General features: G+C 59.7%; 28 protein-coding genes. 19 read left to right on the top strand and 9 right to left on the bottom strand.

From position 1 onward, the window contains the following. On the top strand, positions 1–579 hold a 579-nt coding region (locus HMPREF1147_RS04115), incomplete at its 5' end, for a transposase (RefSeq protein ID WP_198002973.1). Between the two features lie 256 nt (positions 580–835). On the opposite strand, the gene nrdG is transcribed toward HMPREF1147_RS04115, so the two are convergent. The 9 genes from nrdG to HMPREF1147_RS04070 all read right to left on the bottom strand — a co-directional run bounded on the left by nrdG (position 836) and on the right by HMPREF1147_RS04070 (position 7,264). Further along, entirely contained in the window at positions 836–1,357 is a 522-nt protein-coding gene (nrdG, locus tag HMPREF1147_RS04110; RefSeq protein ID WP_009350264.1) for an anaerobic ribonucleoside-triphosphate reductase activating protein, read from the bottom strand. After that, positions 1,335–1,619: an anaerobic ribonucleoside-triphosphate reductase gene (nrdD, locus tag HMPREF1147_RS04105; protein WP_009350263.1), complete on the bottom strand. Its 285-nt coding sequence runs from the start codon at positions 1,617–1,619 to the stop codon at positions 1,335–1,337. The genes nrdG and nrdD overlap by 23 nt, the downstream gene beginning before the upstream one ends. Before the next feature lie 274 nt (positions 1,620–1,893). Next, positions 1,894–2,952, bottom strand: a complete 1,059-nt coding sequence (locus tag HMPREF1147_RS04100) for a mechanosensitive ion channel family protein (RefSeq protein WP_009657802.1) — start codon at positions 2,950–2,952, stop codon at positions 1,894–1,896. A gap of 30 nt (positions 2,953–2,982) precedes the next feature. Continuing rightward, positions 2,983–3,435: a hypothetical protein gene (locus HMPREF1147_RS04095; protein WP_009438169.1), complete on the bottom strand. Its 453-nt coding sequence runs from the start codon at positions 3,433–3,435 to the stop codon at positions 2,983–2,985. Further along, positions 3,432–3,800, bottom strand: coding sequence for a response regulator (locus HMPREF1147_RS04090; protein ID WP_009657782.1), 369 nt, complete (start codon positions 3,798–3,800; stop codon positions 3,432–3,434). Before HMPREF1147_RS04090 ends, HMPREF1147_RS04095 begins: the two co-directional genes overlap by 4 nt. Beyond that, on the bottom strand, positions 3,797–4,207 hold the full coding sequence (locus HMPREF1147_RS04085) for a cytidine deaminase (protein WP_009657786.1): 411 nt from the start codon (positions 4,205–4,207) through the stop codon (positions 3,797–3,799). Before HMPREF1147_RS04085 ends, HMPREF1147_RS04090 begins: the two co-directional genes overlap by 4 nt. Next, on the bottom strand, positions 4,197–5,519 hold the full coding sequence (locus HMPREF1147_RS04080; RefSeq protein WP_009657795.1) for a thymidine phosphorylase: 1,323 nt from the start codon (positions 5,517–5,519) through the stop codon (positions 4,197–4,199). Before HMPREF1147_RS04080 ends, HMPREF1147_RS04085 begins: the two co-directional genes overlap by 11 nt. Before the next feature lie 9 nt (positions 5,520–5,528). Then, the gene (locus HMPREF1147_RS04075; RefSeq protein ID WP_009657800.1) at positions 5,529–6,713 is read right to left on the bottom strand and encodes a phosphopentomutase; all 1,185 of its coding nucleotides are present in this window, start codon (positions 6,711–6,713) and stop codon (positions 5,529–5,531) included. 5 nt (positions 6,714–6,718) lie between these two features. Beyond that, on the bottom strand, positions 6,719–7,264 hold the full coding sequence (locus tag HMPREF1147_RS04070; RefSeq protein WP_009657804.1) for a GNAT family N-acetyltransferase: 546 nt from the start codon (positions 7,262–7,264) through the stop codon (positions 6,719–6,721). Between the two features lie 183 nt (positions 7,265–7,447). Here HMPREF1147_RS04070 and HMPREF1147_RS04065 point away from each other — a divergent pair, with 183 nt between their 5' ends. The 18 genes from HMPREF1147_RS04065 to HMPREF1147_RS03985 all read left to right on the top strand — a co-directional run bounded on the left by HMPREF1147_RS04065 (position 7,448) and on the right by HMPREF1147_RS03985 (position 23,703). Continuing rightward, positions 7,448–7,921 carry a hypothetical protein gene (locus tag HMPREF1147_RS04065; RefSeq protein ID WP_009657798.1) on the top strand — a complete coding sequence of 158 codons (474 nt, stop codon included), beginning with the start codon at positions 7,448–7,450 and terminating at the stop codon, positions 7,919–7,921. A 35-nt stretch (positions 7,922–7,956) separates the two neighbouring features. Next, positions 7,957–8,985: a rod shape-determining protein gene (locus HMPREF1147_RS04060; protein WP_009350253.1), complete on the top strand. Its 1,029-nt coding sequence runs from the start codon at positions 7,957–7,959 to the stop codon at positions 8,983–8,985. Between the two features lie 67 nt (positions 8,986–9,052). After that, on the top strand, positions 9,053–9,853 hold the full coding sequence (locus HMPREF1147_RS04055) for a flagellar hook-basal body protein (protein ID WP_009657792.1): 801 nt from the start codon (positions 9,053–9,055) through the stop codon (positions 9,851–9,853). Positions 9,854–9,940: 87 nt separating this feature from the next. Next, the gene (gene flgG, locus HMPREF1147_RS04050) at positions 9,941–10,735 is read left to right on the top strand and encodes a flagellar basal-body rod protein FlgG (protein WP_009350251.1); all 795 of its coding nucleotides are present in this window, start codon (positions 9,941–9,943) and stop codon (positions 10,733–10,735) included. A gap of 59 nt (positions 10,736–10,794) precedes the next feature. Further along, positions 10,795–11,496: a flagellar basal body P-ring formation chaperone FlgA gene (flgA, locus tag HMPREF1147_RS04045; RefSeq protein WP_009657801.1), complete on the top strand. Its 702-nt coding sequence runs from the start codon at positions 10,795–10,797 to the stop codon at positions 11,494–11,496. Between the two features lie 31 nt (positions 11,497–11,527). Beyond that, positions 11,528–12,127, top strand: a complete 600-nt coding sequence (locus HMPREF1147_RS04040) for a flagellar basal body L-ring protein FlgH (protein ID WP_009438199.1) — start codon at positions 11,528–11,530, stop codon at positions 12,125–12,127. Between the two features lie 16 nt (positions 12,128–12,143). Beyond that, positions 12,144–13,256, top strand: a complete 1,113-nt coding sequence (locus HMPREF1147_RS04035; protein ID WP_009657807.1) for a flagellar basal body P-ring protein FlgI — start codon at positions 12,144–12,146, stop codon at positions 13,254–13,256. 10 nt (positions 13,257–13,266) lie between these two features. After that, positions 13,267–13,713 carry a rod-binding protein gene (locus HMPREF1147_RS04030; RefSeq protein WP_009657779.1) on the top strand — a complete coding sequence of 149 codons (447 nt, stop codon included), beginning with the start codon at positions 13,267–13,269 and terminating at the stop codon, positions 13,711–13,713. A gap of 38 nt (positions 13,714–13,751) precedes the next feature. Continuing rightward, entirely contained in the window at positions 13,752–15,383 is a 1,632-nt protein-coding gene (locus HMPREF1147_RS04025; RefSeq protein ID WP_009657793.1) for a phosphodiester glycosidase family protein, read from the top strand. Between the two features lie 135 nt (positions 15,384–15,518). Next, entirely contained in the window at positions 15,519–16,484 is a 966-nt protein-coding gene (locus HMPREF1147_RS04020; protein ID WP_050992864.1) for a polyprenyl synthetase family protein, read from the top strand. A gap of 136 nt (positions 16,485–16,620) precedes the next feature. Continuing rightward, entirely contained in the window at positions 16,621–17,001 is a 381-nt protein-coding gene (locus HMPREF1147_RS04015; protein WP_009657799.1) for a twin-arginine translocase TatA/TatE family subunit, read from the top strand. 100 nt (positions 17,002–17,101) lie between these two features. Continuing rightward, complete coding sequence (locus HMPREF1147_RS12010) at positions 17,102–17,248, top strand: hypothetical protein (protein WP_156791296.1); 147 nt, start codon at positions 17,102–17,104, stop codon at positions 17,246–17,248. 117 nt (positions 17,249–17,365) lie between these two features. Beyond that, the gene (tatA, locus tag HMPREF1147_RS04010) at positions 17,366–17,584 is read left to right on the top strand and encodes a twin-arginine translocase TatA/TatE family subunit (RefSeq protein ID WP_009438175.1); all 219 of its coding nucleotides are present in this window, start codon (positions 17,366–17,368) and stop codon (positions 17,582–17,584) included. Between the two features lie 3 nt (positions 17,585–17,587). Beyond that, positions 17,588–18,532: a twin-arginine translocase subunit TatC gene (gene tatC, locus HMPREF1147_RS04005; RefSeq protein ID WP_009657788.1), complete on the top strand. Its 945-nt coding sequence runs from the start codon at positions 17,588–17,590 to the stop codon at positions 18,530–18,532. 18 nt (positions 18,533–18,550) lie between these two features. Further along, positions 18,551–20,011, top strand: coding sequence for a menaquinone biosynthesis decarboxylase (locus HMPREF1147_RS04000; protein ID WP_009657775.1), 1,461 nt, complete (start codon positions 18,551–18,553; stop codon positions 20,009–20,011). Next, a complete protein-coding gene (locus HMPREF1147_RS03995; RefSeq protein WP_009657781.1) occupies positions 20,008–20,868 on the top strand; it encodes a 4-hydroxybenzoate octaprenyltransferase in 861 nt (286 codons plus the stop codon). The genes HMPREF1147_RS04000 and HMPREF1147_RS03995 overlap by 4 nt, the downstream gene beginning before the upstream one ends. A 21-nt stretch (positions 20,869–20,889) precedes the next feature. Then, positions 20,890–21,744: a bifunctional methylenetetrahydrofolate dehydrogenase/methenyltetrahydrofolate cyclohydrolase FolD gene (gene folD, locus HMPREF1147_RS03990; protein WP_009657797.1), complete on the top strand. Its 855-nt coding sequence runs from the start codon at positions 20,890–20,892 to the stop codon at positions 21,742–21,744. Positions 21,745–22,035: 291 nt separating this feature from the next. Beyond that, positions 22,036–23,703, top strand: coding sequence for a formate--tetrahydrofolate ligase (locus tag HMPREF1147_RS03985; protein WP_037351119.1), 1,668 nt, complete (start codon positions 22,036–22,038; stop codon positions 23,701–23,703). Positions 23,704–23,921 lie beyond the last annotated feature (218 nt).

Here is a 23,921-nt window from a genome sequence, read left to right as displayed (position 1 = left end):
GTATTTGACGAGATCAAAGCACGCGGCGTACAGGACATCGGCTTCATATCAATGGACGGCGTGAGCGGCCTGGAAGACGGCGCAAAGTCGATCTTTAAGAACGTGGTGGTACAGCGGTGCATTGTTCACCTGATACGCAATTCTCTTAAATACGTTCCGAGCAAGGATTACAAGGCATTTACGGCACAACTTAAAAAGATCTATGGGGCAGTTAGCCTTCGGGCTGCACAGAGCGAATTTGAGAAATTCTGTGAGACTTGGAGCAAGTATCCGGGCGCAATTCGCGTATGGAAGGACAACTTCCGGCATGTTGAGCAGCTTTACCAATATGGCAGTGATGTCCGTCGTATCATGTACACAACAAATGCGATAGAGAGCGTCAATGCAAGTTTTCGCAAAGTAACGAAGCAGGAGGCATTTCAAAGCGAGACGGCTGTGTTCAAGGTGTTTTACTTACGGATCAAGGAGCTGTACAAGAAATGGAAGGGACACTCCATTCAGAACTGGGCGATTGTGATGAATCAACTCTGTATTGATGAGCGGCTCGGACAGATGATCCGAAAATATTCCGCTCTATAAGAAACTTACACACTTTACTTGACATACCCCAAAAAGAACGCGCTGCAAATCTTCAGCATCTTGTTGCGCAGCTGAAAATTTCTGCGGAACAAGCAATGGATCTGCTCCAAGTTCCTGCTGCCGAGCGTCCGATGTATCAAGAACTCCTGCAAGGAACACATTAAAAAGAGAAAATATAGATGCAACAAAAGGGGACGGCCGCATTTGCAGTCGTCCCCTTTTGCGTTGTTGTTAGGTGTGATGTTGCTAAGTGTTGTTAGTCGTTTGCGTAAAGAAGTGTGAGTTCGCCGGTGCGGCGCGTGGCGGCGAGATCGATGACACGCTGGTTGCGCGATCCGCGAAAGTGCAGCGTGAGATCGCGCAGCTCTTCGCGGTAGTCGCCGTCAACGAGGACGTCCAGCTCTTCGAGCAGCGCGTCCACGTCCGTGTCGCCCTGTGCGCGGAGTTCTTCGAGAGTAAACCCCGTGTAGCTCCACACATCGAGCCCACGTGCGTGTGCGGCGCGTGCGAGCGGGAGCAGTGCTCCCGGCTGAAGGAACGGTTCGCCGCCGCTGAGCGTCAGCCCCGTGAGGAGCGGATTTTCATCCAGCTCCGCCACCACAGCACCGACGGTCGTCGTACGTCCGCCGACGAGCGGCTGCGTTTCCGGGTTGTGACAGCCGGGGCACCGGCGCGGACAGCCCTGTGTAAAGACCGTCAGGCGGATGCCCTCGCCGTCGACAATGGAGTCGCGGGCGATGCCGGAGATGCGGATCTCAGTGGAGTCCGTGCTTGACACGCTCGTGTTCCTCGGCGCGCTTGGCGTTGTTCCAGCGATCCGTGGTGCCAACGAGATAGCCCGTGATGCGGCGGACGCGCTCGAACTTCGGCTGACGCACCTCGTAGCCGAGCGTGACGCGACCGTCGTCCGTCCCCGTGATGGAGAGGCTGTCGAGCTTCTCGTTCGTCTGTCCCTCGATGTACGAGATATAATTCTCGACCTCGTGCGCGGTGACATCCGTAAGACCGTTTACCGTGACGTTGATATCGTTGACAATCATGCTGCATTCTCCTTTGAGTTCCGCCGCTTGCGGCGGGATAATATGCTCAGCGGCTTTGCGCTGTCTGGAGAGGATTATACAACATGTAGTGGGCAGGAGTCAATAGGAAATCTATATATAGTTGTTTTACACAGACTTATCCACAGAAAAATTTTGGAAAAAAGATATGGCAATGTCGATTTTTCCAATGAAAAAAGGCGCCTCGGGCATTCCGGCGGCGCCAAAATTATCCACAATAATCCGTTGCGCATGGCGGTGTATTCTGTGGATAAGCCTATTCGTTCGCTTCCTGTTCTTGGATGATGGTGCGGATCGGATAGGGCATGTCAATGCCTTCTTTGCGGTAGCGTTCGGTGAGCGCCTTGATGAACTCGTGCTTGATCACGCCCTGATGGTCAAAAAGACTCGACTGTAGGACGACGACAAAGTCGATGGAGGATTCGCCAAAATCCGTGAAACGCACGACCGGGTTCGCGCTTGCATCCTCGTCGACGCGTGCGAGCACTTCGCGTGCCGTCTCGACGGTGACGCGCTCCACGAGCACGAGATCACTGTCGTACGCGACACCGATGGGAACACTGATGTTGATCTGATTGCTCGGCAGACTGTAGTTCGTAATGTTTGCGCCCGCAATCGTTTTGTTTGGAATGACGATGGTATTGCTTGCGCCGACGGGGATGATGGTCGTGAACCGCCATGTGATGTCCGTGACGCGCCCTTCCTCACCGCTGCTGAGTTTGATGTAGTCGCCAAGACGGAGCTGTTTCGAGAGGATGAGATGGAGTCCCGAAAAGATGTTTGCGAGCGTTTCCTGCAGGGCGAGCGCGACTGCCATGCCGCCGACGCCCGCTGCCGTGAGGATGGGGGCAATGGAGATGCCGTAGTATTGGAGGATGACAAGAATCCCCATCGCGTAGATGACACCGATGAGAATGCTGTTGAGCAGCGTCGTCTTTGGCAGATTTTTGTCCGATCGCTCGAAATACATGGTGACGACGCCGTCCACGGTACGCGCAATCACGCGTGTGATGGTCAGCACGTTGCTCGTAAAGAGCAGATAGGAAAATAATTTTGTGAGCGTCGGCGAGATCTCCACGGCGTCAATCGCCCAGTAGAGACCGATGATGAAGCTGAAAAAAATCGGCACACCGTGCATAGAGCGGATGAGCACATATTTCCAAGTGCTTTCCTCCACCGCGAGGTGGCGGTTGACATAGCGGCGGATCAAGCGGTCGGCGATGATGCCGACGGTGAGCGCGGCGCAGACGATGCAAACCGGGACGAGGAGAAGATCTAAAAGCGTATGGAGATCGAGATCGAATAGGGCAGTCAAGATGAGCTCCTTTCAAAAAGCTGGCTGCGTTCAGGCAGGGAGAAATTCTTCCTGCGCGGCGATAATGTGCATCGTACCGAACGGACTTGCGGCGTCGCATCGGAGGACAGTGCCGGCAGGCAAAGGGGCGGCGTACGCATGGCTCGGCGGCTCTTCGATAGAGACAGCATGTCCGCGAGCGCGCATTTCGGAGGAAAAATGCCCGTTGATGACGTTGAAGAGTTCCCCTGCGGCATCGACGGCGAGCTCCTCGGCGGTGTCGAGACAGACGCCGCTGTAGCCCGCCGCGATCGCATAGAACGCGTCCGCAGGCATGGCAAGTCCCACGATGAAGGGCAGACCGTCCGCCGTGAGACGCTGGGACAAGGTAATGTATGGGGGCGGCGTGTCCGCAGGCTGTGCGGACACGGATGCCTCCACATGTGCATAGACCGAGAGCCCATGCAGGAATGATGCCGTATATGCACCGAACAACTCGCTCATGATTCCTCCCGATACGCGCGTATCTTGGCGAGCGCTGTTGTGATCTCGTGGTCGGCATATGGCTTTTGGATGAACATGAGCGCGCCGCTTGCATGGGCGCGGGCGACGTTCTCCTCCGACGCGTCGGTCGAGATCATGACGACGGGGAGCCGGGGGTGCACCGCCCGCAGGCGACGGAGCGTTTCGCATCCGTCGATGCCGGGCAGTATGACGTCGAGAAAGACGCCGTCGGGCAGATCACTCTCTGCCTGTTTCAGTGCCTCTTCGCCATTCGCAGCCTCGACGACGGTGTGACCGCGGTCGGAGAGCTCCGCGCGCAGCTTGAGCCGGACGAGACGCGAGTCGTCAACGATGAGGATTTTCATGTGGGGGATTCCTCCTTTGCAGGGAGCGCCGCCGCGCCAAAGGCGTGCGGGAGCAGTTCGGCAGGCGAGAAGACATGCATATCGCCGCGCAGGTTCGCGAGGATGACGCGGCGGATGGGAAACTCCGCCATCACCTGCCGGCACATGCCGCAGGGGGCGCAGACATCCGGTGTATCGGCAACGACGGCAAGCGCGTCGAAAGCGCGCTCCCCGTCCGTGACGGCGCGGGCGATCGCCGCGCGCTCCGCACAGATACCGACAGGATAGGAGGCGTTCTCGACGTTCACGCCGCCGTAGACGCGCCCGCTGCGCGCAAGGAGAGCCGCCCCAACGGCGAACCGTGAGTAGGGCGCATAGGCGTGCGCACGAAAGCGTGTCGCCGCCGCGACGAGTTCTCTATCGGTCATGATACCCCTCCGCGTCCACCGTGCCGTAGATGAGCTTCTGCGGTGCAGGCGATACGGCATCTATGGCATAGGCGTCTCCGAGACGGGCGAGGCCCGCCGTGAGCCGCTCCTCGCTCTCGGCATAGAGTGTTGCGAGTGCATCGCCCATTGTGACAGGATCGCCGTATTTCTTATCGAGATAGATGCCCGCAGCATGGTCAATCGCGGCGTTTTTGTCCGCGCGCCCCGCCCCGAGGAGGACGGCGGCACGACCGACGGTCTCGGCGTCGAGGCGCGCGATATAGCCGGTCTCTTTTGCGGTGAGTACGCATTGATGCTTTGCCTGCGGGAATTTGCGCGGATCGTCGAGCACGGCGGTGTCGCCGCCCTGTGCCGCCGTCATGCGGGCAAAGGTCTCGAACGCCGATCCGTCCGCAACGGCGGATTCGGCGCGGGAACGGCAGTTCACGCGCGTACCGCATCCCGCCAGATGCAGCATTTCCGCGGCGAGAGAGAGGGAGACCTCGCGCAGATCGGCGGGACCTGCGCCGCGCAGTACCGCCATTGCCTCGATGACCTCAAGGCTGTTGCCGACGGCATTGCCGAGCGGGACGTCCATGTTCGTGAGGAGCGCGGCGGTCGGAAGCCCCGCCTGCCGCCCAATGTCAACCATGAGGGCGGCGAGCGTGCGCGCCTCCTCGGCGGTCTTCATGAACGCGCCGCGCCCGACCTTCACGTCGAGGAGAACGGCGTCAGCGCCGCAGGCGAGCTTCTTGCTCATGATGGACGATGCGATGAGGGGAATGCTGTCGACGGTCGCTGTTACGTCGCGCAGAGCGTAGAGCAGCTTGTCCGCGCGCGCGAGCGTCCCTGCCTGCGCGATGAGACTCATGCGGCAGTCGCGCACGACGGCGAGGAACTCTTCCTGCGTGAGGTCGGTGCGGAATCCGGGGATGGATTCGAGCTTATCCACCGTGCCGCCCGTATGTCCGAGCCCGCGCCCCGACATCTTCGGCGCATAGCAGCCGCACGCCGCGACAATGGGGCTCACGATGAGCGTTGTCTTGTCACCGACGCCGCCTGTCGAATGCTTGTCAATCTTGATGCCGTCGATGGCGGAGAGGTCGATGCGGTCGCCCGATGCCGCCATGATTTTCGTGAGGTTCGTGGTCTCCTCGGGCGTCATTCCATTGAAATAAATTGCCATCAGCATGGCGGACATCTGATAGTCGGGGATTTCGCCCGCAACATAGCCGCCGATCATGTAGGAGAGTTCGTCGCACACGAGCGCGCCGCCGCGCTTTTTCACCGTGATGAGGTCGTACATATTCATGGCGCACCTCTAGATCAAGATGGAGGGGAGGAAACTCTCGCCCTTGGTCGTGAGCGGCACGTCGAACATGTCCGCGATGCTTGCGCCGATCATGGCAAAGGTCGGATATGTGCCGAGACTGTGCGGCGCGATGTAGGCGCCGTAGACGAGGAGCGGGACATACTCGCGCGTGTGATCCGTGCCCGCCGCGCCGGGGTCGCAGCCGTGGTCGGCGGTGATCATGAGAACGTCGCTCTCCCTCATGCGTGGGAGGAATGTGCCGAGCCAGTCGTCGAACTCCTGCATCGCGTGCGCGTAGCCCTCCACGTCGCGGCGGTGTCCGTAGATCATGTCGCCGTCGACGAGGTTGATGTAGGCGAGTCCGGTGAAGTCCTCGTCCACGAGAGAAATTGTTTTCCTCATGCCGTCCGTATTGCTTTCGTTCACACCGAGCGAGCGCGTCAGCCCGCGCCCCGCGAAGATGTCCGAAATCTTCCCGACGCCGATCACGTCCTTGCCCGCGTGCTTCAGCGCGTCGAGGATCGTCTCGCCCGTCGGTTCGAGGGAAAAGTCGTGGCGGCGCGGCGTGCGCTCGTAGTTCGGATACGCGCCGACGAAGGGGCGCGCGATGATGCGTCCAACGGCGTGCGCGCCGCACATGATCTCGCGCGCTTTGCGGCAGTAGGCATAGAGCTGCTCGACGGGAACGCAGTCCTCGTGCGCCGCAATCTGGAGCACGCTGTCCGCGGAGGTGTAGACGATGAGTGCGCCCGTCTCCTCGTGCTCCCTGCCGTAGTCGTGGATGACCTGTGTGCCGGAGTAGGGCTTGTTGCAGAGAATTTTTCGCCCGAACGCCGCCTCGAGCTGCGCGATGACGTCCGCCGGAAATCCGTCCGGATAGGTTGGCAGCGGTTCGCTGCGCACGATGCCCGCCATCTCCCAATGCCCGATCGTTGTATCCTTGCCGCGCGAGAGCTCGCGCAGGCGCGCGTATGCCCCTGCGGGGTCATAGTACGACCTGCCGCAGTCTACGCCGTCGATGTTGTAGAGCCCGAGGTCGCGGAGATTGCGTGCAGGAAATAGACCACTCTCCGTGACGGAGCGCAGCGTGCTGCACGTCGCCGCGTCGCCGAACTCCGCTGCGTCGGGGGCGGCGCCGATGCCGAAGCTGTCGAGCACGATGAGGAAAACGCGGTTGATGCCTGTGTTTTTCATGGAACTCAAATCCCTTCTAATTCAAGACCCGCACGTTTGCGTGCGCGATACTCGCGGTCGAGGATGCCGAGGACGACGAGGTTTTCGTAAACGCCCTTGTGGAGCAGTGTCTCACGGATGAGCGCCTCGCGCACCATGCCCTCGGACTCGTAGAGGTGCAGCGCGCGCGCGTTGTAGTCCTTGCAGTCGAGCCATGCGCGGTGGGCGCCGCAGACGTCAAACGCCCATGCCTTCAGGAGCTGCATCGTCTCGTGTCCGTAGCCGCAGCCCTTCTTCTCGACGACGACGTGCGTCCACTCCTGCTCCTTGCTCTCGAGCAGCAGCCCGCCAACGTGGAGGTAGCCGACACGCACGAGCGGCTCCTTCTCCACGACGATGAGGTCGAGCGCCGCCTTTCCTTGTAAAATAATCGTCTCGTGATCTGCGCGGGAAAACGGGACGATGTAGTCTCGATTGTCCTCCGCCTCCTGCAGCGCGCAGATGTAGTCGATGTCCTCCGGCTCTGCGCGGCGCAGGAAGAGACACGCGCTTTCTCTTAGGATTTCCGCCATCATGTACTCCTTTTATGAAAGAACTTCTCTTTGCTATTTTACATTGAATCGCCCCGGTAATGCAAATATTTTACGCGGTGGGCGCGGTGATCGGCGCATAATTATAGATTGACGCGGCACGGGGAAAATCATATAATGGAAAGACTTGATAGAGATTGTACCAAAGGAAATGGGGAAGCAGGCATGGGAGAGCAGAAAAAGCCGACCGTCCGCGAAGTGCTTTGGCGCAAGAAGCGTGCGCGCGACCGGGTGCTTGCCACGGTCGGGAATCTGTGCGATGAGGCGTGGGCTATTTTTGAGAAGATCGCAGCGGATCGCTCGGCGACATCGCGCGACGCTGTGACCGCACGCGAGATGAGCCTGCGGTTGCGCTCGCTTGCTTATGTTATTGAAGGGGAGCATTACATCGACCGCATCGCGTTCGAGCTGCGTACGAAGGATGCTTACATGACCGCAGCCGAGGTCTCAAAGGCGTATGTCTCGGAAATGGCGATTCCTTATCTCGACGGCATTTTGAACTACGGGAAAAAGTGCAAATGGGACAACAAGACGCTCGAAGAGGAATACATGGCGTCGCTTGAGAAATCGCTCGAAGAGATCCGCACTGCCGTGACGCCCGTCCCCGAACAATTCGTGGTCGAGGATGAGGACAATTGATTTTTGAACCGTAATTATTAGGAGGATTTCCGTACATGTTCGGCATGTCAATGGATATAGGAATCGACCTCGGGACGGCAAACGTCCTCGTCTATGTGAAACGCAAGGGCATCGTCCTCAAGGAACCGTCCGTCGTCGCCGTCAACCGCGACACGAATCAGGTGCTCGCCATTGGCGAGGATGCGCGCCGCATGATCGGGCGCACGCCCGGCAACATCGTTGCCATACGCCCGCTGCGCGACGGTGTGATCGCGGATTACGACATCACGGAGAGTATGCTCCGTTTCTTCATCGAAAAAGTCGTCGGGCGCAGCATCGTCTTCCGCCCGCGCATCATGATCTGTATCCCCTCGGGGGTGACGATGGTCGAGCAGCGTGCCGTGCAGGAGGCCGCCGAGCAGGCGGGGGCGCGGCACATTCAGCTCATCGAGGAGCCGCTCGCGGCGGCGATGGGCGCGGGACTCGACATCGTGGAGGCACAGGGCTCGATGGTCGTCGACATCGGCGGCGGTACGACCGATATTGCTGTCATCAGTCTCGGCGGCATCGTGACAAGCGAGAGCCTGCGCATGGCGGGCGACACGTTCGACGAGGATATCATCGCGTATGTGAAGCGTGAGTTCAACCTGCTCATCGGCGAACGCACAGCGGAGGAGATCAAGACGCGTGTCGGCGCGGCACATACGGCGGCACGGCGCGAACAGATGGACATTCGCGGGCGCGATCTCCTTTCGGGGCTGCCGAAGACGGTCACGATCTCGACGGCACAGGCATCGGCTGCGATTGAGACATCCGTGATGCGCATTGTTGACTGTGTGAAAAAGGTGCTCGAGGATACGCCGCCGGAGCTTGCGGCGGACATCATGGATCGCGGCATTGTCCTCACGGGCGGCGGCGCACTCCTCTACGGCATGGCGGAGCTGATTCAGCGCGAGACGGGGACGCCGACGCTTGTCGCGGATGATCCTATGTCCTGCGTTGCGATGGGGTGCGGCAAGGCACTCGACATCTTTGACAAATTTGACGGCAAGGCGACGAATACGACATTCGGCAGGAAAAAATAGAGGAAAATTTTTCTCTGCGGCGAATTTTATACGAGAAGGAAAACTTTCGGGAAAAAGAGGGATAGTTATGTGGAGAGGTCTTTATATCGCGGCGTCCGGCATGATCACGGAGACCAAGCACACGGACATGATCGCGAACAACCTTGCGAACGCGTCGAATACGGGCTTTAAGCGTGACGATATGGCGATCCGCGAGTTCGAACCGATGCTCTTGCGCCGCATCAACGACTATACGGCGGACACGGATGTGACAAGCTTTAAGGGCTTTCGGCTGGGGCATGGCGCCCCACGCGTCGGTATGCTTGGACTCGGTTCTGCGGTAGATGAGATCGCGACGGATCATTTGCAGGGCGCGCTTCAGACAACGGGCAACACCTATGATTTCGCCATCTCGGGCGAGGGATACTTCGTCGTCGACACCCCGCAGGGACCGCGCTATACGCGCGACGGCAGTTTTTACCGCTCCGCGAGCGGGCAGCTGCAGAACGTACGCGGGCAGGCAGTGCTCTCCGCGCAGGGGCGTCCCATCAATATCCCCGCGGACGCGACGCGCGTGAACGTCTCGGGTGACGGGCGCATCTATGTAGGAAATGCGGAGATCGCGCAGCTTGGCTTTGTGCAGTTCGACGCACCCGATGCGGTCATCAAGCAGGGCGACAACCTCTACCGTCCGCAGGAGGGCGCACGCCCCACACAGGCGACGGGAACGATCGAGCAGGGACTGCTCGAGATGTCGAACACGAGCATCGTCACCGAGATGGTCGAGCTCATCAACAACTACCGTGTCTACGAGGCAGGATCGCGCGCCGTGCAGACGCAGGACTCGCTCCTCGACAAGGCGGTCAACGACGTCGGACGTACGAGTTAAATACATTTAAGAAAAACGGAAAAGATTTCGATATAAAAGAGTGAATAACTAGGGAAAAATACTTCTCTATGGAGGGGGATATCGACTATGATGAGAGCACTTTGGTCTGCGGCGTCCGGCATGAAGGCGCAGCAGGCGCATATGGACATCGTGGCGCACAACATCGCAAACGTCAACACTCACGGCGGAAAGAAGGTGCGCGCAGAGTTCCAGGATCTCGTCTATCAGACGCTCCGCGAGGCGGGCGCACGGAACGGCACGGATTCGCAGTACCCGACAGCACTGCAGATCGGTCTCGGCACGCGCGTCGCCGCGACGCAGCGTATCTTCACACAGGGGGCACTCCAGACGACGGACAACCCGACCGACATCGGCATTCAGGGCGAGGGCTTCTTCCGCGTCACGCTGCCGGACGGTTCGACTGCATATACGCGCGACGGCACGTGGAAGCTCGACAGCAACCGCCGCATGGTGACGACGGACGGCTATCTGATTGCGGACGGCATTCAGATCGGTGAGAATGCGCCGTCGGAGTCCATCACGATCTCCGGCGACGGGCGCGTCTCCTACCGTGAGGCGGGGCAGACGCAGCAGCAGGAAGCGGGACAGATCACACTTGCACGTTTCGTGAACCCTGCGGGACTAACCTCTATCGGCAAGAACCTCTTCGTCGTATCCGACGCTTCGGGCGAGGCGATCGAGTCGACGCCCGGTCTTGACGGAACGGGAACGCTCACGCAGGGGACACTCGAGATGAGCAATGTGCAGATCGTTGAGGAAATGGTCGAGATGATCATCTCACAGCGTGCGTACGAATCCAACTCCAAGGCAATTACGACGTCTGATTCGATGCTCGAGATTGCAAATACGCTCAAGCGTTGAGCATTCAAATTAGAATCATCACAGCCATTCTATTCCTATGGAGTGGCTTATTCGCTTTTTTGCCCGCGCAGACGGTCGCTGCCGTCCCGTACGACACGGTGGGGGAGCAGTTTCCAAACGTGCTTTCCGCCGTGCAGATTTCAACGCTCGCAGAGAAAAAAATCGAAGAGACGCTTACGGAGAGCGGAGAAACACGACGGCATGAGCTGCATTTGCAGCGATCGACAAACACAATGCACCTCCCGGCAGGCGAGGTGACAGCGACCGTAGAATTTCCGCGCGGCATTCCCTATGGCAGAGATTTCCCGGCACTGATTTCAGTCTATGTAGACGGCGTATTGCAGCGGAAAACGACGAATTATTACCGTGTTATGGTCTATGACCGCGTGCTCGTCGCCATGACGGACATCCGCCAGGAGGCGGAGATCAGCCCCGCGAATGCGCGGATCGAAGAGCGCGCGGTGGATACCGCACCCGCCGTAACGCTGACAGATTTTTCAAAGCTCGGGGGACGCGTTGCGGGACGCTGGATTCGCAAGGATACGGTGATTACGCCAAACTTTTTGGCGATGCCGCTCGTGATTCGTGTGGGAAATCCCGTGACGCTCATTTTCGACATGAACGGCATCGTCGTTCGTGCTGAGGGGGCGGCGATGGAGGGCGGCCGCATCGGCTACACGATCCGCGTGCGCAATGTGCGCTCAGGGAAGATCCTGCGCGGCAAGGTGATTGACGCGGAGACGGTACAGATTTCGGGGTAACGGGACAACGGGAGTTCGGGAGGAGAACATGATGAGTAAGAGGAAATGGCTTGCAGGGATGCTTGCCGCCGCCTTTGCGGTCGGGAGCGTTGCACCCGCCGTCTCGGCGGAGTCCCTGTGGAAGAATCCGAGCGGTTACCCGACACGAAATGTTTTCGCGGATCACCGTGCGATGAATGTCGGCGATATTGTGACCATCATCATCAGTGAGACCACAACGACATCGGCGACACGATCGTCCGCGAATGAGAAAAGCGGCTCTGTTTCGATCGGTGCGGGCGTCGGGATTTTTGACTTCCTCAAGGCGGCCTCGGCGAGCGGATCCGATAAATTCAACGCAAAGGGCTCCGCATCCTCGACGAATCGGACGATCGGCAACGTGACCGTGACCATCACGGAGATCACGCCCGCAGGGAACTTCATCCTTGAGGGGACGCAGTCCATCTGGCAGAACCGCAATGAGCACAAGATCACGTTCCGCGGCATGTGCCGCCCGGAGGACATCTCCGCAACGAACACCGTGCTCTCGACACGCGTCGCCGATGCGACGGTGCGCTTCGACGGCAAGGGACCGCTCAATGCAAAACAGCGGCAGGGCATTTTGACCCAGATCTTCAATATCTTGTTCTAAAGGGGAGGGAGTTCTTATGAAGAAATTTGCAGCAGCGCTGCTCCTCCTCGCCCTCGTGTTCGGAACGTTTCCGGGCATCGTATCGGCGGAATCCGCAGTCACGCGTCTCAAGGACATCTCGAAGGTGCAGGGCGTGCGTTCCAACCAGCTCATGGGCTACGGACTTGTCGTCGGACTCAACGGTACGGGCGACGGCTCCAGCTCGGGCGAAACGCTTCAGTCGATTGCAAATATGCTCATCAGCTACGGCATCAATGTCAATATGAGCTCGATCAAGCTCAAGAACGCAGCGGCGGTCATGGTGACGGCGACCCTGCCGCCCTTCGTCCGCGAAGGCGACGCACTCGACGTGACCGTCTCCTCCATCGGCGATGCGAAGAGCTTGCGCGGCGGCACGCTGCTCCAGACGCCGCTGCGTGCGGGCAACGGCGAGGTCTACGTCGTCGCGCAGGGCGCGGTTTCTACGGGCGGCTTTACCGCGGGCAGCGGTGGCAGCAGCATGCAGGCGGCATTTCCAACCGTCGGTATCGCCGTGAACGCGGGCATTGTCGAGCGCACAGTGGAGGACGACATCGGCGGGGACGGGCGCATCTCGATTTCGCTCTCGCGCGCGGACTTTACAACGGCATCGCGGGTCGCGGGGGCGATCAACGCACAGTATGGGAACATCGCGCAGGCGGCGAATGCAGGGCGCGTGGACGTTTCGATCCCATCCTACTACCGTGGGAACGTGGTCAGCTTCATTGCATCGCTCGAGGAGCTGCCGATCCGCCCCGATAATATGGCGCGGGTCGTGGTCAACGAGCGCACCGGCACGATTATCATGGGCGGCGACGTTTCCGTGGATGCGGTCGCTATCACGCAGGGCGGCATTACGATCCGCATTCAGGCGAATCCGGATGTCTCGCAGCCGGGACCATTTAGCTACGGGAACACGGTTGTGACGGAGAACCCTGACGTATCGGTCTCCGAGGCAAAGGGCAGTACCATCGTTCTGCCCGCGACGACGAATGTCAGCGATATTGTAGGTGCGCTCAATACCGTGGGCGCGACACCGCGCGATACGATTTCCATCCTTCAGGCGATGAAGGCGGCGGGCGCACTGCACGCCGAACTCGAGATTATCTAAGGAGGAAGGCATGACAATACAGCCGATCAATAGCGCCGCCATGATGAACGGCGCCGCGGGAACCTCCTATGACGCCGCGCGCACGAACGCCGAGGAGAAATCGTTCCAATCGACATTGGAGGAATTACAGCGCAAAGCCGCCGCTGCGAATGCGTCGACCGCAAAAACCGTGTCGGAGACGCAGGGATTCGTCCGAACGATGACGGACGCGGACGTGGAGGCAAAGAAGCTGCGCGAGGCGTGCGAGGGATTCGAGGCGATGTTCCTCAGCATGATGTATAAGCAGATGCGCGCAACCGTGCCCGAGGGCGGACTTTTCGGCAAAAAGTCCAACGCGATGAATATCTTCGAGGATATGCGGGACACGGAGCTGATGAACGAGGTCTCTAAGAGCGGCGGCATCGGCATCGCGGATATGATGTACAAGCAGCTTGCTCCGACCGCCTTGAAGAAATAACGAAGCAAGAGAGAAAACGTCCTAAGGAGGACGCTGTGATGAAGGGAGCTGTTTTTGGGCAGCTCTCTTTTTGTTTTGAGACTGCGATTTCTAGTTTGGAGTTTGTTATGCGTGTTTTGAAGAAAATCCTTGTGCTTGCCGCGGCGCTGATGCTTGCGGCAGCTTCTTATGTACATGCGGCGGCAGATCTGACCGGACTGCGCTCGTCATCGGGCACAGCGCGTGACCGCATCGTGTTCGACCTCACGGAGATGCCGATCTACCATGCGAATATTTCCGAGGATGGACGTGAACTGACGCTCGACTTTGCGGATGTGAATGCAGCAAAACTTAATCGGGCAGCGATTCGGACAAAGCGCATTCAGTCTGTCTCCTATGCAAAGCGCAACGGGCATTTCTATGTCACCGTTACGATGGCAAGGGGGATGTCGTACCGGATTGGAAACCTGACAAATCCGTTCCGTATTTTTGTTGACATTGCGTCCGAGGGGGCGGCAAAACCAGAGGAAAATTCTGCGGTAAAACCCGCGCAAAAGCCGGTAGAAAGACCTGTGCCGAGCGATGCGCCGCCGCAGGAAATGCCCGCCTATATCAAAGTACTGCAGGAGCATGGACTGCTCGGCGACGTCGATCCGCGTGATGTGAGCGCGGGGCGTGTCCTGCCCGTCAGCCGCGTCACGAATCTCGGGCAGGGGCTCCAAATGACGACACAGGTATGGCAAGATGAGGACGGTCTCGTGACGGCATTCTTCATCGAGGCTGATCCGCAGTTTTACAGTGTGCGTCCCGCACTTGCGCGCGGTTATATCCCCGGAAGGCAGACAGTCAGCGGTATCGCCCGCGCGACAAACGCGGCCACAGCGATCAATGCATCTTATTTTGCCCCGAACGGCGAGCTCATCGGCGTGACGAAGATCGATGGGCTCGTCGTTGGAACGACGTATTTCGATCGCTCCGCATTTGGCGTGATGGAGGACGGCTCCTTTATTTTCGGCGTTGTGTCCTATAATGGAACGGTGAAGATCGACCAAACGACGCTGCCCGTCTCGGGTGTCGATGCAGAACGCGGGGAGAATAACCTTATCATCTACAACCGTGCCTACGGCAGGACGACGGGGACGAACCCCTACGGGCTGGAGTACGTTGTGCGGAACGGGCGTGTGACAGAGATCAATACGAACGACTCCGTGATTCCGTCGGACGGTTATGTCGTCTCGGTACACGGATCCTCAATGGACGCGTTCGCCTCGGCAGGCGTGCGCGTTGGCGATCCTGTGACGCTGACGGAGCATCTAACAGGGGCGTTCGACCGCGCCGTGCAGGTCGTCGGCGCAGGTCCTCGGCTCGTTGAAAATGGAAAAGTACATGTGACGGCAGGGGACGAGCAGTTCCCCGGTGACATCCGCTACGGACGCGCGCCGCGCAGTGCGGTCGGCGTAACGAAAAACGGGATGATTTTCTTTGCCGTGGTTGACGGGCGGCAGTCGCACAGCCACGGACTGACGCTGACGGAGTTCGCGGAGTTCCTTGTAAAGCAGGGGGTACGGGATGCCGTGAACCTCGACGGCGGCGGTTCTTCAGCACTCTATGCGGACGGCAAAGTGCAGAATTTCCCCTCGGATGGGACGGAGCGCAGTGTCGGCAGCGCGCTCGTTTTGCAGAAGAAATAATTTTGACGGTATAGCGGCAATATGATAGAATGTGATGAGGTTTATGCCTGCGGGCATTAGAAATATCAATGAAGAGAGTCGCCGCTCCGCGCTGCGGATCGCGTTACTGTAGGTGATAAGACATTGAAGAACGACATGTTTGATGTCATAGAGGAAGACCTCACCGTACTCGAGACGGCGCTGGAGGCGGCACTTTCCTCGGACTCGGCGCTCGTGAGCGACATCGGCGCGCATCTCGTTTCCTCCGGTGGGAAGCGGCTGCGTCCCGCTCTGTTCCTGCTCGCGGCGCGCGGCGGCACAGCCTTTGACCGTGACCGTGCGATGCCGATTGCGGTTGCGCTCGAGCTGATTCACACGGCGTCCCTCGTGCATGACGATGTGATCGACGAGGCGGATACGCGGCGCGGGGCGGCAACAACAAATGCAAAATGGGGGAATCAGGTCGCCATTCTGAGCGGCGACTATATCTTTGCGCGCGCCTTTAAGCAGGTCGCGCGGGTCGGGTATTCCTCGCACATCTATATGCGCCTTGCCGACCTTGTCTGTACGCTCAGCGAGGGGGAGATCCTGCAGGATCATACGGTCTATCAGGTGCCGGCGAGCGAGGACGCCTACTATGAGCGTATTCGGAAGAAAACGGCGGACTTCCTTGAGATCTGCTGCGAGCTCGGCGCGGGCATCGGCGGGATGAGCGCGGAGGATACGGCGAATTTTGCTCGGTACGGGCACGCGATCGGCATGGCGTTCCAGATTACGGACGACCTGCTCGACCTCCAACAGACCGCCGAGCGCATCGGAAAGCCTGCAGGGCGCGATCTCGCGCAGGGCTATGTGACCCTGCCCGTCATCCGCGCGCTCTCGGTGCTCGGCGAAAAGGAGCGCGCCGAGCTCACGGCGCTTATTACGAATCCGAAGATGTCGGAGGAGGAGGTCGCACGCGCGCTCGTACTCGTTCGCAGTACGGACGGCGTGGACTACGCGCAGGAGCAGGCGGATGCCTACCTCGCGCGAGCGAAGGAGGCGCTCCCCGCATCGCTCGACCCGCGCATCAGGGAAACGTGCCTCATGGCGGCGGATTTCATCGGACGCAGAGAGTTTTGAGAGGGCGAAGCAGAGAGGGGCGCATCGTCGTGTCGTCGTGAAGACATGCCGCTATATACTGCAGGAGGGCACGGTATGCGCGCTGTTCTTGATTACGCTCTGTAACAATCGTTTATCATAAAAGAAGGTGTCATTCATGTTTGGTATCGGTGTCCCCGAACTCATTTTAATCCTCGTTGTGGGACTGATCGTGTTCGGTCCCGGTAAATTGCCCGAGGTGGGGCGGTCGCTCGGCAAGGGACTCCGCGAGTTCCGCAAAGCGTCGAACGCCCTGACACAGGCGATTAACGCGCCCGATCCGCCGCCCGCCGCACCCGCGCCGCAGCCGGCACAACAACCGCCCGTGGCGCAGCCTATACAGACCACACAGCCTGTGCAGGAGACGGCACAGCCCGCTCCCGCGACCATGGAGAGCGCGGCGGCAGCCGTCGCGGCACATCGTGCAGCGCAGGCGGAAACGGCGGGAGAGCAGCCCACCGCCGCAGAGACTGCAGAACCCGCACAAAAGAACGGATAGTAACGGTTCTGCCGATATATGGCGGCATCGCATCGCAAGCGAAACATCTCTCGCTATGCCGCCCCCGTAGGGGCGCCGCGCTGCTGCGCTCTCCTGCGATATGCGGTGGCGTAACGTCCGGCAGCCAACAGCATCACATCATGTCGGCATGGAGATTCACCGCGACATCGCGTGTGAAGTACCTCGTTATGCCGCCCCCGTAGGGGCACGGCGCCGCCGTGCCCTCCTGCGATTCACGGCGGCGTAACGTCCGGCAGCCAAAATGTTTAACGATATAACAAGTTGTATTATTTTTAGGAAGAATAGAGTGAAGTGAAAGTTTTGAAAAAATCTCACTTCACGCCTTGGGAGGGGAACAATCATCATGTTTGGACTCGGCGTACCCGAACTCGTACTCATTCTCATCATCGGACTGGTCGTCTTTGGCCCCGGCCGCCTGCCGGACATCGGCAAGGCGCTCGGCAAGAGCATCAAGGAGTTCAAATCCGCGAACAACGAACAAGACCGGGAAAAATCCGAGATCAATGTCACGGCGGAGACAAAGACGCTCCCCGCGGACGGAAAGACGGAAACGAAGAGCTAATCTATGTCTGAGGAATCGAAAACGCCCGAGGCGCCTGTCTCCTGCCCCGCCACACCGGAGGAGCGCGACGCCATGATCGCCGCGCAGCGGCGGGCGGCGGAGGCTGCGGAACAGGCGGCACAGACACCCGAGACAATCTCGTCTCCTGACGATGTGCCGCCCACGGAGGACACTCCTCCGATCGCGGAACCCGATCCGACGGGCGGAGAGGAACCGCCGCTTTCCCCCACCGCCGCAGAGACGGAGGAGGACGACGAGGGGAGCATGTCGCTCATCGCACACCTGACGGAGCTGCGGTCGCGCCTCATCAAGTGTCTCCTCGCCGTTGCCGTCGGGAGCGGCGTCGGCTACTACTTCATCGAAGACATCATGCACTATCTGACCCGACCGGTCGGAAAACTCTACTACATGCAGCCCGCCGAGGCGTTCTTCACCTATATCAAGATCGCCGTCGTCGTGGGCTTTCTTCTCGCACTGCCCGTCATCTTTTACCATGTGTGGCGGTTCTTCCTGCCCGCGCTCACGCGCGCGGAGCGCATCGTCCTCGGGATCGTCGTCCCGGTCTCGGTCGTGCTGTTCTTCCTCGGGCTCGCATTCTCGTTCTTCCTCGTATTCCCCGCGGCGATTCTCTTCTTCAAGGGCTTTGGCAATGCCGAACTCGAGGCGCTCTTTTCCGTCAACCGTTACTTCGAATTTGTCATCATGTTTGTTCTGCCGTTCGGCTTTGTCTTTGAACTGCCACTCATCATCACGATTCTCGGAAAAATGGGCTTCATCTCGTCCAAATTCCTCAGCAAATACGCCCGCATCGTCATTTTCCTCTCGTTCGTTGTCGCCGCCGTCATATCGCCGACGCCGGACGTCTTTACCCAGTCGATGATCGCCGTGCCGATGATCGCGCTTTACGGCGTCGGCTACCTCATCGTGCGGTACATCCTGCGCAAATAACATCTAGGAGGGATTTCCTTGGCGTATAAAGATCTACGCGAATTCATCGACGTGCTCGAACAGCGCGGCCTCTTGAGACGCATCACGGCGGAGGTCGACCCGGAGCTCGAGATCACCGAGATTACCGACCGCATATCGAAACTGGAGGGGGAGAAAAACGTCGCCCTCCTCTTTGAGAACGTCAAGGGCTCGACCATGCCCGTCCTCATGAACGCGTTCGGCAGCTACGAGCGCATGGCGCTCGCGTTCGGCGTGGAAAAACTCGACGACGTGGCGGACGAGCTGACCGAGCTGCTCAAAATCCCGCACATCTCCCTCCAAAACAAGATGAACCTCATGACGCTCATCCCGATGGCGCGCAAGGCGATTAATTTCCCGAAATATGTGAAAAATGCGCCCTGTCAGGAAGTGATCGAGACCGAGAATCCGAGCCTCGACAATATCCCCATCCTGAAATGCTGGCCGGACGACGGCGGCCCCTTCGTCACACTGCCGCTCGTCTTTACGAAGAACCCCGCGACGGGCAAGCGCAACGTCGGCATGTACCGCCTGCAAAAATATGACAGCCGCACGACGGGGATGCACTGGCACATCCACAAGAACGGCGCGGAGAACTTTCGCGATACGAAGGAGCGCGGCGGCACGCGCATCGAGGCGGCGGTCGCCATCGGCACCGATCCCATCCTCACCTACGCCGCGACCGCGCCGCTGCCGCGCGACATTGACGAGATGGTGTTCGCGGGCTTCCTGCGGCACAAGTCCGTCGAGCTCGTGAAATGCGTGACCGTCGATCTCGAAGTGCCCGCGACGGCGGAGATCATCCTTGAGGGCTATGTCGACACGGAGGAGCGGCGGCGCGAGGGGCCGTTCGGCGACCACACGGGCTACTACTCGCTCGCCGACGACTATCCCGTCTTTCACATCACGGCGATCACGCATCGCAGAGATCCCATCTACGCCGCGACCGTCGTCGGCAAGCCGCCGATGGAGGACTGCTTTATCGCCAAGGCAACCGAGCGCATTTTCCTCCCCCTGCTCAAACAGATGCTGCCGGAGATCGTCGACGTCAACATGCCGCTCGAGGGCGTGTTCCACGACTGCATCGTCGTCTCCATCAAAAAGCAGTTCCCGATGCACGCGCGCAAGGTCATGCACGCGCTGTGGGGCATGGGGCAGATGATGAACGTCAAGATGATCATCGTCGTGGACGCGCACGTCAACGTGCAGGACATGAAGGAAGTCTGGTGGCGGGTCTTTAACAACATCGACGCGAAATATGATCTTGAGATCGTGCAGGGGCCGCTCGACGTCCTCGATCACTCCTCGCCCATGGCGCAGTGGGGATCAAAACTCGGCATCGACGCGACCAAGACGTGGCCGTCCGAAGGACACGCGCGCGAGTGGCCGGACGAGATCACGATGAGCGATGAGATCAAGGCGCGCGTCACGGCACGCTGGAAGGAGTTTGGACTCGATTGAACCGATTGATCGAACGGATGCGGGCGCACGCGAACAACACCGCCTTTCATCATACGGTGTTCTCGCTGCCGTTCGCGCTCATGGCGGCGCTGCTCGCTGCGGACGGGCATCCGCGTCCGGGAGACCTCGGCTGGATCGTCCTTGCCATCACGGCGGCGCGGTCGGCGGCGCTCGTCCTCGACAATCTCGCCGATCTGAAATATGACAGGCAGCAGCCCCGCCTCGCGTACCGCGCGATGGTGCAGGGACGCGTGAGCAAACGGGAGGCGCTCGTCTTTATAGGCGTGTGCCTCCTTGTGCTTGTATTTGCGGTATTGCAGCTGCATCCCATTTGCATCTATCTCCTGCCGATCGCCGCGCTGCCCTTTCTCGTCTACCCGTTCCTCAAGCGCGTGACGGGGTGGGTACACCTCTTCCTCGGCATCGCGATCGCGATGGCGCCCGCGGGCGGGTGGGTCGCGGTCACAGGGGAGATCGCCGCGCCGATGGTCGTCCTCTGCCTCGCCGTCGCGCTTTGGATCGGGGCGTTTGACGCGATGTACGGTGCGCAGGATGAGGAGTTCGACAAGAGGCATGGGCTGCATTCCCTCGCCGTCTCCTACGGCGCGGCGGGGGCGTTCCGCATCGCACGCATCGCGCATGTGCTGTCGATTGTCGGATTCATCGCCGTCGGCATCATGTGCCGGCTGCATTGGCCGTATTTTGTCGGCGTCCTGATCGCGGCGGCGACACTCGTCTACCAGCACCGCATCGCGAGCCCCACGGATTTTTCACGCGTGACGCAGAGATATTTCATGCGGAACGGCATCGTATCGATCGCCGTTTGCGCGTTCGCGTGGATGAGTTACTATATATAGAACTGAAAAAGAGGAGAGCATATGGCACGCATACTGTCGGGCAAGGAATTTGCCGCGAAAATCAAAGAGGACGCGGGACGCGCGGTCGCGGAGCTCAAGGCGGAGGGCGTTCACCCGCGGCTCGCCGTCGTCATCGTCGGCGCCGATCCCGCCTCGGAGGTCTACGTCCGCAACAAGCAAAAGGCTTGTGCGGAGCTCGGCATCATCTCGGATCACATCGCCCTGCCTGCCGATACGGCAAAGGAGGAGCTGATCACGCGCATCGATGCCCTGAACGCAGACGCATCCGTGCATGGGATTCTCGTGCAGCTTCCTCTGCCGGAGGGGCTGCGCGCCTATGAAGAGGAAGTGCTGGAGCGTATCGACCCGCGCAAGGACGTGGACGGGTTCAACCCCATGAACGCAGGGCGGCTCGTACTCGGTGCGCCGGGACTGCGCCCCTGCACGCCTGCCGGCTGCATCCGGATGCTCGAGCTCGCGGGCATCCCCATCGAGGGCGCGCACGCCGTCATCATCGGGCGCAGCAACATCGTCGGCAAGCCGATGGGGCATCTCCTCCTTGAGCGCAACGCGACCGTAACGGTCTGCCACTCGCGGACGCAGAACCTCGCCGCCGTCGCGCGCGCGGCGGATATCCTCGTCGCGGCTGTGGGGCGTCCGGGCTTCGTGACCGCCGATATGGTAAAGCCGGGCGCAACCGTGATCGACGTCGGCATCAACCGCATCGCGCCGAAAAAACTCGTCGGTGACGTGGATTTTGAGGCGGTCTCTGCGGTTGCGGGCGCGATTACGCCCGTGCCGGGCGGCGTGGGATTGCTCACGGTGGCGATGTTGATGCAGAATGTAGTATATGCTGCTCGTATGCAGAAAAAATGACGTGGGATTTTGGCGCATAGCTGTGTCTACTGTACGGCGATACGTTACGCCGCCATATTGAGCAAGAGGGCACGGCAGCGCCGTGCCCCTACGGGGGCGGCATGAATCGTTAGGATGCGACAAAGAAGATGCCGGATGATTGTGCCGTACAAGAGGCAAGTAGTGATTGACATTCGCCGCATGATATACATCGTGGGCGAAATGATCAATCAATGCGCGCCTAACAATATGGAGGACACCTCAACATTTATCGGTAAATATCGGTCAAATTTGGTAAAGGAGAGCACCAACATGAAAACCGACGTCGAAATCGCACGCGCAGTGAAAATGCGCCCCATCGCGGAGATTGCCGAGAGCATCGGCATCCGCGCCGATCATCTCGAACCGTACGGAAAATACAAGGCGAAGATCGGGCGCGCCGCGCTTGACGCCGTAAAAAATAATCCCGACGGCAAACTCATCCTCGTGACCGCGATCAACCCGACCCCCGCGGGTGAGGGCAAGACAACGACGAGCGTCGGACTTGCCGACGCCCTGCACCGCCGGGGGAAGCGAACGATCGTCGCTCTGCGCGAACCCTCACTCGGCCCCTGTTTCGGCATGAAGGGCGGTGCGGCGGGCGGCGGCTATGCGCAGGTCGTGCCGATGGAGGACATCAACCTCCACTTCACGGGCGACTTCCACGCCGTCACGACGGCGCATAATCTGCTCGCTGCGCTCATTGACAACCACATCCAGCAGGGGAACACGCTCGACCTCGACGTCAGGCGCATCGTGTGGAAGCGCGTGCTCGACGTCAACGACCGCGCCCTGCGGCACATCGTGCTCGGTCTTGGCGGCACGGCGCACGGCGTCCCGCGCGAATCGGGCTTTGACATCACGGTCGCCTCGGAGATGATGGCAATTCTCTGTCTCGCGGACGGCATCTCGGACATGAAACGAAGGCTCGGGCGCATCCTCATCGGATATACGCGCGGCGGACGCCCCGTATACGCGGAGGAACTCGGCGCGACGGGCGCCCTCGCGCTGCTCTTCAAGGACGCCGTCCGGCCGAACCTTGTGCAGACCCTTGAGGGGACGCCCGCGCTCATTCACGGCGGACCCTTCGCGAACATCGCGCACGGATGCAGCAGCGTCACGGCGACGAAGTACGCGCTGAAATGTGCCGACTATACTGTAACGGAGGCGGGCTTCGGCGCGGATCTCGGCGCGGAGAAATTCTTTGACATCAAATGCCGGATGGCGGGGCTGAGACCCGATGCGGCCATCATCGTCGCGACGGTGCGCGCGCTCAAGATGAACGGCGGTGTGGCAAAAGACGCACTCGGCGCAGAAAACCTCGACGCCCTCCGGCGCGGCGCGGCGAATCTCGAAAAGCACATCGAGAACATCGGCAAGTTCGGACTGCCTGCCGTCGTCGCGGTCAACGTGTTCCCGACCGACACCGAGGCGGAGCTGGCACTGCTCGAGGAGCTCTGCGCGGCGCTCGGCGCGCCTGCGGTTCGCTCCGAGGTCTGGGCGCAGGGCGGCGCGGGCGGACTTGCCCTCGCCGATGCCGTGGAGGCGGCGCTTCAAAAGCCCGCCGACTTCCGGACGATTTACGATACAGTGCGCCCCATCGCCGAGAAGATCGAAACGATCGCGCGGGAAATCTACGGTGCGGACGGTGTAGATTTTACGCCCGAAGCGAAGAAACAACTCGCCGAGATGGAGCGGCTCGGTATGACACAGACGCCCGTCTGCATGGCAAAGACGCAGTATTCCTTCTCGGATGATCCTGCGCGTCTCGGACGCCCGACGGGCTTTCGCATCACCGTGCGCGAACTGCGTGCCTCCTGCGGTGCGGGCTTCGTCGTCGCGCTCACAGGGAGTGTCCTCACCATGCCGGGGCTGCCGAAACATCCCGCTGCGATGGATATGGACGTCGATGAGGACGGTGTGATTACGGGACTGTTCTAAAAAAAATAAATATAAGCTGGGCTTACTGCACGTAAAGGTGTTTTTCACACAAGCAGTAAGCCCTTTTTCTATGCCGATCATATTAAAATCGACAGAATAAAACTATTATATCTTATGAGACGGATTTTCATTGACAGTTGCTGTGAAATACTTTATTCTGCAAAGGTGAATGTTGTTCATATTTAAGAATTACCTTGTCTTGATGCGGCATATGGGAG

This window comes from Selenomonas sp. FOBRC9, assembly GCF_000287655.1.
GTDB lineage: Bacteria > Bacillota > Negativicutes > Selenomonadales > Selenomonadaceae > Centipeda > Centipeda artemidis.
Note: the sequence above shows the minus strand (reverse complement) of the source record. Positions and strands in the feature narration are given on the sequence as shown.

Coding starts and splice junctions, on each gene's coding strand:
- HMPREF1147_RS04035 (WP_009657807.1), top strand. CDS start 12,144: ATGAAGAAATTTGCAGCAGCGCTGCTCCTCCTCGCCCTCGTGTTCGGA.
- HMPREF1147_RS04080 (WP_009657795.1), bottom strand. CDS start 5,519: ATGAATATGTACGACCTCATCACGGTGAAAAAGCGCGGCGGCGCGCTC.
- HMPREF1147_RS04085 (WP_009657786.1), bottom strand. CDS start 4,207: ATGACCGATAGAGAACTCGTCGCGGCGGCGACACGCTTTCGTGCGCAC.
- HMPREF1147_RS04095 (WP_009438169.1), bottom strand. CDS start 3,435: ATGAGCGAGTTGTTCGGTGCATATACGGCATCATTCCTGCATGGGCTC.
- HMPREF1147_RS04065 (WP_009657798.1), top strand. CDS start 7,448: ATGGGAGAGCAGAAAAAGCCGACCGTCCGCGAAGTGCTTTGGCGCAAG.
- HMPREF1147_RS12010 (WP_156791296.1), top strand. CDS start 17,102: ATGCGGTGGCGTAACGTCCGGCAGCCAACAGCATCACATCATGTCGGC.
- HMPREF1147_RS04090 (WP_009657782.1), bottom strand. CDS start 3,800: ATGAAAATCCTCATCGTTGACGACTCGCGTCTCGTCCGGCTCAAGCTG.
- HMPREF1147_RS04020 (WP_050992864.1), top strand. CDS start 15,519: ATGTTTGATGTCATAGAGGAAGACCTCACCGTACTCGAGACGGCGCTG.
- tatA (WP_009438175.1), top strand. CDS start 17,366: ATGTTTGGACTCGGCGTACCCGAACTCGTACTCATTCTCATCATCGGA.
- HMPREF1147_RS04060 (WP_009350253.1), top strand. CDS start 7,957: ATGTTCGGCATGTCAATGGATATAGGAATCGACCTCGGGACGGCAAAC.
- HMPREF1147_RS03985 (WP_037351119.1), top strand. CDS start 22,036: ATGAAAACCGACGTCGAAATCGCACGCGCAGTGAAAATGCGCCCCATC.
- HMPREF1147_RS04040 (WP_009438199.1), top strand. CDS start 11,528: ATGAGTAAGAGGAAATGGCTTGCAGGGATGCTTGCCGCCGCCTTTGCG.
- HMPREF1147_RS04055 (WP_009657792.1), top strand. CDS start 9,053: ATGTGGAGAGGTCTTTATATCGCGGCGTCCGGCATGATCACGGAGACC.
- HMPREF1147_RS04070 (WP_009657804.1), bottom strand. CDS start 7,264: ATGGCGGAAATCCTAAGAGAAAGCGCGTGTCTCTTCCTGCGCCGCGCA.
- tatC (WP_009657788.1), top strand. CDS start 17,588: ATGTCTGAGGAATCGAAAACGCCCGAGGCGCCTGTCTCCTGCCCCGCC.
- HMPREF1147_RS04015 (WP_009657799.1), top strand. CDS start 16,621: ATGTTTGGTATCGGTGTCCCCGAACTCATTTTAATCCTCGTTGTGGGA.
- HMPREF1147_RS04030 (WP_009657779.1), top strand. CDS start 13,267: ATGACAATACAGCCGATCAATAGCGCCGCCATGATGAACGGCGCCGCG.
- nrdD (WP_009350263.1), bottom strand. CDS start 1,619: ATGATTGTCAACGATATCAACGTCACGGTAAACGGTCTTACGGATGTC.
- HMPREF1147_RS04025 (WP_009657793.1), top strand. CDS start 13,752: ATGAAGGGAGCTGTTTTTGGGCAGCTCTCTTTTTGTTTTGAGACTGCG.
- HMPREF1147_RS04075 (WP_009657800.1), bottom strand. CDS start 6,713: ATGAAAAACACAGGCATCAACCGCGTTTTCCTCATCGTGCTCGACAGC.
- flgG (WP_009350251.1), top strand. CDS start 9,941: ATGATGAGAGCACTTTGGTCTGCGGCGTCCGGCATGAAGGCGCAGCAG.
- folD (WP_009657797.1), top strand. CDS start 20,890: ATGGCACGCATACTGTCGGGCAAGGAATTTGCCGCGAAAATCAAAGAG.